The sequence below is a fragment of the Armatimonadota bacterium genome (genome assembly GCA_020354555.1).
Lineage (GTDB): Bacteria > Armatimonadota > Hebobacteria.
This window is the reverse complement of the sequence record CP070648.1, coordinates 4,859,929-4,866,371: the sequence shown is the minus strand read 5'-3', so window position 1 is coordinate 4,866,371 and position 6,443 is coordinate 4,859,929. Positions and strand designations below refer to the sequence as shown.

Here is a 6,443-nt window from a genome sequence, read left to right as displayed (position 1 = left end):
TGATTCCTACGAACGTATCACCAGCCTAAAACATCCCGCCGTGCGGCTGGCTCGGGCGCTGCTGACTCCTGCGGGCCGCGCCGCGGCGCAGCAGTTCCTGATCGAAGGCGAAGCGATGGTCGAGCAGGCGCTCGCGGTGGCGGGCGCCTGCGACGTCTTTGTCCTGGAGGGCGCGAAGGTCGGGGCGTCGCTGCGCTCAACCCTCGCCGCGGCCGGCACGCGCTGCTACACCGTGAGCCGCGGCCTGATGACCAAGATCCTGGGCACGGGCTACGACACTTCGACGACCACGGTCGCCGTCGCGCCGATGCGCCTGGCGAGTACGGAGTCCCTCGTCGAACTTGGCGGTCCGCTGCTCGTGTGCGAACGGATTCAGGACCCCCGCAATATCGGCGTTCTGCTCCGGACGGCCGACGCCGGCGGAGCGCGCGGCATGCTCCTCGGCCCCGATTCAGCCGAGCCCTTCTCGCGCGCCGCCGTGCGCTCCAGCACCGGCTCGATTCTGCGCCTGCCGTTGGCGCTGAGTCGTGATCTGCTCGCCGACCTCAGCCTCGTGCGCCAATCCGGCCTGCGCCTCATCGCCACCTCCGCCCACGGACGCACGCCAGTACAAGACGCCGGCCTCGATCGCAGCTGCGCCATCATCGTCGGCAACGAAAGCGAAGGAGTGTCTTCCGAAGCAAGGGCATTCGCCGACGACGTCGTAGCTATCCCGGTCGCCGGTCAGGCGAGTTCCTTCAACGTCACCGTCGCCGCGGGCGTCCTCCTCTATGAATGCTTGCGCGCCGTGCGCGACATGTAGCACAGCAGCCCCGGCTGCACGGAGAATCACGGAATGCACAGCATTGGCTTTCGCACCGCAGGTTTCGCCGCATGGCCCGTTGATCGCACGCTCCGCACGCTGCGCGACATCGGCTACCGCTCCGTCGAGCTGTGCCTCGAGCATCCGGAAACACAGCCGGCGGACATGGACCCCGCGCGATGTCGCGACATTGCCGCGCTCCTCAACGAACTCGGGCTCGGGCTCTCGAGCATCTCATATCACGGCGACGGCCGGCCGCCGGAAGAGCGCGCCGAGAACTCACTGCTCGCCGTCGAAGTCGCCGAGCGCATGGCATGCCCCGTCGTTGTCCTCAACACCATGCGCCGCGAGGCCGGGCGCGAGGAGCAGCAGATCGAAGCGGCGCTGGATCTGACGCGCCGCCTGCTGGCCCATGGCAGGGAACGCGTCGTCCTTGCCTTCGAGCCGGAGCCGGGACTCGCCATCTCCTCCGTGGACGACATGCGCGCGTTCATGGAGAGCCTCGCCTCGCCGCGCGTCGCCGTCAATCTCGACATCGGCCATGCGCACATCACTGAGCCCGATCTGACAGCCGCGATTGCGCAAATTGGCGCGGCGATTGTCCACACCCACATCGAAGACATTGCAGGCAAGGTGCATCAGCATCTCGTATTAGGCGAGGGCGAGATTGACTTCGCCGCCGCCCGCCGCGCGCTCGACGGCCTCGGTTATCGAGGCGACTACACGGTGGACATGTTCGCGCTGGGCGATGACCCCGAGCGCACCGCCGCACGGTGCTTCGACGCCATGGAGCGCTGGTTCGGCTAGGTGCCCGCGTCCGAGCGGCGGCTGTCATTCTGAGAGCGCAGAAGGCTGAGAAAGGATAACCGAATGCCCGACTATCGCCGCATCATCCCGTGTCTCGACATGAAAGACGGCCGCGTCGTCAAAGGCGTCCATTTCGTTGACCTCCGCGACGCCGGCGACCCGGTCGAGGCCGGCCGCGCCTACAGTGAAGCGGGCGCGGACGAGATCGCATTCCTCGATATCTCCGCGACCGTCGAAGGCCGCGGGACAATGCTCGATGTCTTGCGCAAGACCGTCGGCGCCGTCACCGTGCCCCTCGTCGTCGGCGGCGGCATCCGCAGCGTCGATGACGTGCAGCAACTCCTCGATATCGGCGTGTCGGCCGTTTCACTCAATACCGCGGCGGTGCGCAATCCCGATCTCGTTCGCGACATCGCCGGCAAGTTCACCTCCGAGCGGCTCATCGTCGCCATTGACGTGCGCCGCAATCAGGAGATGCCATCCGGCTACGAAGTCGTCACGCGCGGCGGCACCCAGCCCGAGGGGATTGATGCCATTGACTGGGGCAAGCGCTGTCGCGACGCCGGCGCGGGGCAGATACTCCCGACCAGCATGGATACCGACGGCACGAAGGCGGGGTCCGACAACCTCCTCAACCGCATGCTCGCCGAGGCGACGGGTTTGCCCGTCATCGCCTCCGGCGGCGCCGGCACGCTGGAGCACTTCTACGACGCCATCGTGGAGGGCAAGGCCGACGCCGTGCTCGCCGCCTCGGTCTTCCACTTCGGGGAGATTGGTATCCGCGAGGCGAAGGAGTATCTCGCTGGCCGCGGCGTCCCGGTGCGCCTTTGACTTCCCTGGGCGCGCGGGCTCCTGACTGCGCGATGTCCCGTCCATCTCATGGGAAATCGCGTCGGAGGTGCGTCGCGTCGCGCGTGCTCGCCATCGTCCAATGAAAGCGCTGATCCTCGAAGCCCCACAACGCGCGCGCGTCACCGAGGCGCCGGAGCCGAGCTCTCAGCCCGGCGAAGCCCTCGTTCGCGTCCTCGCCGCCGGCATCTGCGGCACGGATCGCCACGCTTACGCGGGAGAACACCCGGTGTTCTCCTACCCGCGGATACCGGGCCACGAGTTCGCGGGACACGTCGTCGCGGCGCCCGCGGACAGCGGCGTCAATCCGGGCGACCTCGTGGTCGGCGATCCGGCGGTAAGCTGCGGCGAGTGCTACCCCTGCCGCCAGGGACGGTACAATTGCTGTGTCAACGTCTCCGTGATGGGCGTCCATCGCGACGGCGCGCTCGCTGAGTTGGTCGCGCTGCCCGCCGCGAATCTGCACCGAGTGCCGTCGGGAATCAGCGCCCAGGACGCCGTCCTCGCGGAGCCCGTGGCGATAGGGCTCCAGGCAATCCATCGCGGACGCCTGCAGCGAGGCGAGTCCGTCGCCATCCTCGGCGCGGGGCCGATCGGGCTGTCGGCGCTCCAGGTCGCCAAGGCCATGGGCGCACGAACCTTCGTCACTGAACTGCGCGACGACCGCATGGATTTCGCTCGTCGCTTCGGTGCCGATGCCGTCGTTCACGCCGACACAGCCCCCGGCGCCGCCGCCGAATTCACCCATGGCGACGGCTTCCCACTCGTCATCGAGGCGGCCGGAGAACCACGCGCGGTGGGGGAGGCGCTTGAGTTGGTCGCCGCAGCCGGACGCGTGATCCTGCTTGGCCTGATACGCGAGCCGATTCCGATAGCCCCGTGGACGCTGATCCAACGCGAACTGGATCTCCTCGGGTCTCGTATGACGACCGGCGCCATCCCCGAGGCGCTGCACATGATCGCGGACGGTGCGGTTCAGCCTCAGCCGATGGTCACCCACCACTTCCCGCTGGACCGGGCCGACGACGCCCTCGAACTTGCCGCTCGTGCCCCGAACGGGGTGGAGAAGGTCATCGTCGTTATGCCCGGCGGCTGAAGCTTCAGCGCCGTTGCCGAGGAACACCCGCCGCCGCGTCGAACGCACAAGACAGCCAGCGCGCAGCGCCGCCCAGCACGCACTTCAAGCGTAGTATGAATAATCCAGGCCGGGATCACACCGCTGATGGACACAACCGACCGAACATTCCTGGTCAAGGTCTGGGGCTGCCAGATGAACGAAGCCGAGGCGGAACGCATCGGCGTTCAACTGCGCAGCCTCGGCTGGCGGCCGGTCGCTGATGCCGGTGACGCCGACCTCGTTTACCTTCATACCTGCTGTGTCCGCGCGCGCCCCGAGCGCAAGGTCTATGGCTTCCTCGACAGCCTTCGTGCCCTCAAGCGCGAGCGGCCGCATATGGTCATCGCCGTCGGTGGTTGCATGGCGCAGAAGGAACAGGAGCGCATCTTCGACCGCGCGCCGAACGCCGACATCCTCGTCGGCCCGCGCCGGCTCTCGCGCTTGGCGGAATTGACCGACGCCGTGCACAAGACCGGGGAGCGGCAGACCGACCTGGCGCTCGTGGACGCCGACCCATCGCTGCCCGAAGCCCCGCCGGCCCTCACCGCCTTCGTCCCGATCATCGAGGGCTGCACCAACTACTGCGCCTACTGCATCGTCCCGCACGTCCGCGGCCCGGAGCACAGCCGCCCGTCCCAGGAAATCCGTACCGAAGTCGAGCACCTCGCTCAGCGGGCCTGCCGCGAGATTACGCTGCTCGGCCAGAACGTTCTCGTCTACGGCGCGGACACACCGACCGAGCGCGACTTCCCGGCTCTTCTGGAATTCGTCCACGACGTGAAACGCATAGAGCGTATCCGTTTCACGACCTCGCACCCCAAAGACGCCGAGGAGGACTTCTTCCGCGCCGTCGCCGACCTGCCCAAGGTCTGCGAGGCCATCCATCTGCCGCTTCAGGCCGGGCACGACGACCTGCTGGCCGCGATGAACCGCCGCTACACCGTCGCCGACTATCTGCGCAAGGCCGAACTGGCGCGCGGCATCATCCCTGACCTCGCGCTGTCCACCGACATCATCGTCGGCTTCCCGGGCGAGACCGAGGAGCAGTTCCGCGCGAGCCTGGAGATATACCGCTGCATACGGTTCGATCAGGCATTCATGTTCGCATATTCCCCGCGCGAGGGCACCGCCGCCGCAACGCTGCCCGACTCCGTGTCAAGAGAAACCAAGCAGCGCCGCCTCGCTGAGCTCATCGACATGCAGAACGCGATCAGCACCGCGATCAACCAGGCCGCGGTCGGCCGCGAATTCGACGTGCTCGTCGAAGGCCCCAGCGCCAAAGACGAAACGCGCCTCTCGGGCCGCACGCGGCAGAACAAGCTCATGGTCTTCGACGGGCCGCCCGAACTGATCGGGGAATTCGTCACCGTGAAGGCTACCGCCGGCCACGTCTGGGGCATCGAGGGGCAGGCAGTTATGTCCCCCTGAACTCGCCGGAGCGTATTGCTGTCGGCGGCAGGGGTCGGTCGCCGACTCCTTACCGCGCGCCGCCATCACTCAAGCTCATGGCAGGCGAGACGCCTGCTCCACCGAACTAATAGGGGTGTCTGACCATTGCGCGATTGCGGGTGGAGACCGGCTGCGCGGCCGTCAGCGGCTTCGGCGTGATGTGGTGGCACGGCCGTCCTCGGCTGCCATCCGACGAGACCAAACGTGACCAAAGCGCGCGCGGACAACCAGCTCACCCCCATGCTCGCCCAGTACCAGGCGATCAAGCGCGAGCACGCCGACGTTATCCTCCTCTTCCGCCTCGGCGACTTCTACGAGATGTTCGGCGACGACGCCAAACTCGCCGCCGACATCCTCAACCTTACGCTCACCTCCCGCGAAGTGGGCAAAGGCCGCCGTATTCCGATGTGCGGCGTTCCTCACCACGCCGTCGAGCGCTACGTCGCCCGCCTCATCGCGGCCGGCCACAAGGCCGCCATCTGCGACCAGGTGGAGGATGCGAGCAAAGCCCGCCAGCTCGTCAAGCGCGAAGTCACGCGCGTACTCACCCCCGGCACGGTGGTCGAGGACTACCTGCTCGACGAACGCCGCAACAACTACCTGGTCGCGGTCGTCGTGAGCGGTACGGCCTCGCACGGCGATGACGCGTCCACTCGCGCCGCGAGCCGCGAGTGGGGTCTCGCCGCCGTTGACTCCTCAACCGGCGAGTTCGCGGTGACCCAGATGCGCGCCGACCGCGTCGAGGATTCCCTGCTCGAGGAGATCTCGCGCCTCTCCCCGGCGGAAGTGCTGCTCCCCGCGGAACTCGCGCAGGACGCCGCCTTCACGGAACTGATGCACAATTCGACCCCGACCCGTATTACCGAGTTCGCCGAGGACGACTTCGGCCTCGACACGCCCTACCAGCTCCTCACGCGCCACTTCGGCACCATGTCACTGCAGGGCTTCGGCTGCGAGGACATGCCGCTCGCCATCCTCGCCGCCGGCATGGCCCTGCGCTACCTCCAGGATAACCAGAAATCCGCCCTCGACCAGATCCGCGGCATCACCACTTACTCGCTGTCGCACCTCATGATCCTCGATGCCGCGACGCGCCGCAACCTTGAGTTGACTCAGTCCCTGCGCGACGGCGGTCGCGCCAACAGCCTGCTGTGGCTGCTCGACGAAACCGCCACCTCCATGGGCGCGCGCCTGCTCCGGCGCTGGCTACTCTCGCCGCTGCTCGATCCCGCGGCGATCCGCGGGCGCCTCGAGGCGGTTCAGGCGCTTCGCGCTGATGCCTTGCTCCGCGCGAGCGTGCGCGATATGCTCCGTTCCATCCAGGACCTCGAGCGCGTCACCGGTCGCGCCGCCGCCGGCACCGCCAACGCGCGCGAACTCGTCGCGCTGCGCGACTCCCTGTCCAGCCTGCCCAAGCTC

General features: G+C 67.6%; 6 protein-coding genes. All 6 read left to right on the top strand.

Annotation, left to right across the window (positions count from 1 at the left end):
* The coding region (locus tag JSV65_20005; protein UCH34769.1) for an RNA methyltransferase at window positions 1-802 on the top strand (802 nt) is incomplete at its 5' end.
* A gap of 33 nt (window positions 803-835) precedes the next feature.
* On the top strand, window positions 836-1,609 hold the full coding sequence (locus tag JSV65_20000) for a sugar phosphate isomerase/epimerase (GenBank protein UCH34768.1): 774 nt from the start codon (window positions 836-838) through the stop codon (window positions 1,607-1,609).
* A gap of 63 nt (window positions 1,610-1,672) precedes the next feature.
* The gene (gene hisF, locus JSV65_19995; protein ID UCH34767.1) at window positions 1,673-2,440 is read left to right on the top strand and encodes an imidazole glycerol phosphate synthase subunit HisF; all 768 of its coding nucleotides are present in this window, start codon (window positions 1,673-1,675) and stop codon (window positions 2,438-2,440) included.
* Window positions 2,441-2,540: 100 nt separating this feature from the next.
* Complete coding sequence (locus tag JSV65_19990; GenBank protein ID UCH34766.1) at window positions 2,541-3,554, top strand: zinc-binding alcohol dehydrogenase family protein; 1,014 nt, start codon at window positions 2,541-2,543, stop codon at window positions 3,552-3,554.
* Window positions 3,555-3,680: 126 nt separating this feature from the next.
* Window positions 3,681-5,003, top strand: coding sequence for a tRNA (N6-isopentenyl adenosine(37)-C2)-methylthiotransferase MiaB (gene miaB / locus JSV65_19985; GenBank protein UCH34765.1), 1,323 nt, complete (start codon window positions 3,681-3,683; stop codon window positions 5,001-5,003).
* Between the two features lie 225 nt (window positions 5,004-5,228).
* A partial coding sequence (locus JSV65_19980; protein ID UCH34764.1) for a DNA mismatch repair protein MutS occupies window positions 5,229-6,443 on the top strand: 1,215 nt, incomplete at its 3' end.

Excerpts from the sequence above, each read along its gene's own strand:
- JSV65_20000 (UCH34768.1), top strand. The coding sequence starts at position 836 with ATGCACAGCATTGGCTTTCGCACCGCAGGTTTCGCCGCATGGCCCGTT.
- miaB (UCH34765.1), top strand. The coding sequence starts at position 3,681 with ATGGACACAACCGACCGAACATTCCTGGTCAAGGTCTGGGGCTGCCAG.
- hisF (UCH34767.1), top strand. The coding sequence starts at position 1,673 with ATGCCCGACTATCGCCGCATCATCCCGTGTCTCGACATGAAAGACGGC.
- JSV65_19990 (UCH34766.1), top strand. The coding sequence starts at position 2,541 with ATGAAAGCGCTGATCCTCGAAGCCCCACAACGCGCGCGCGTCACCGAG.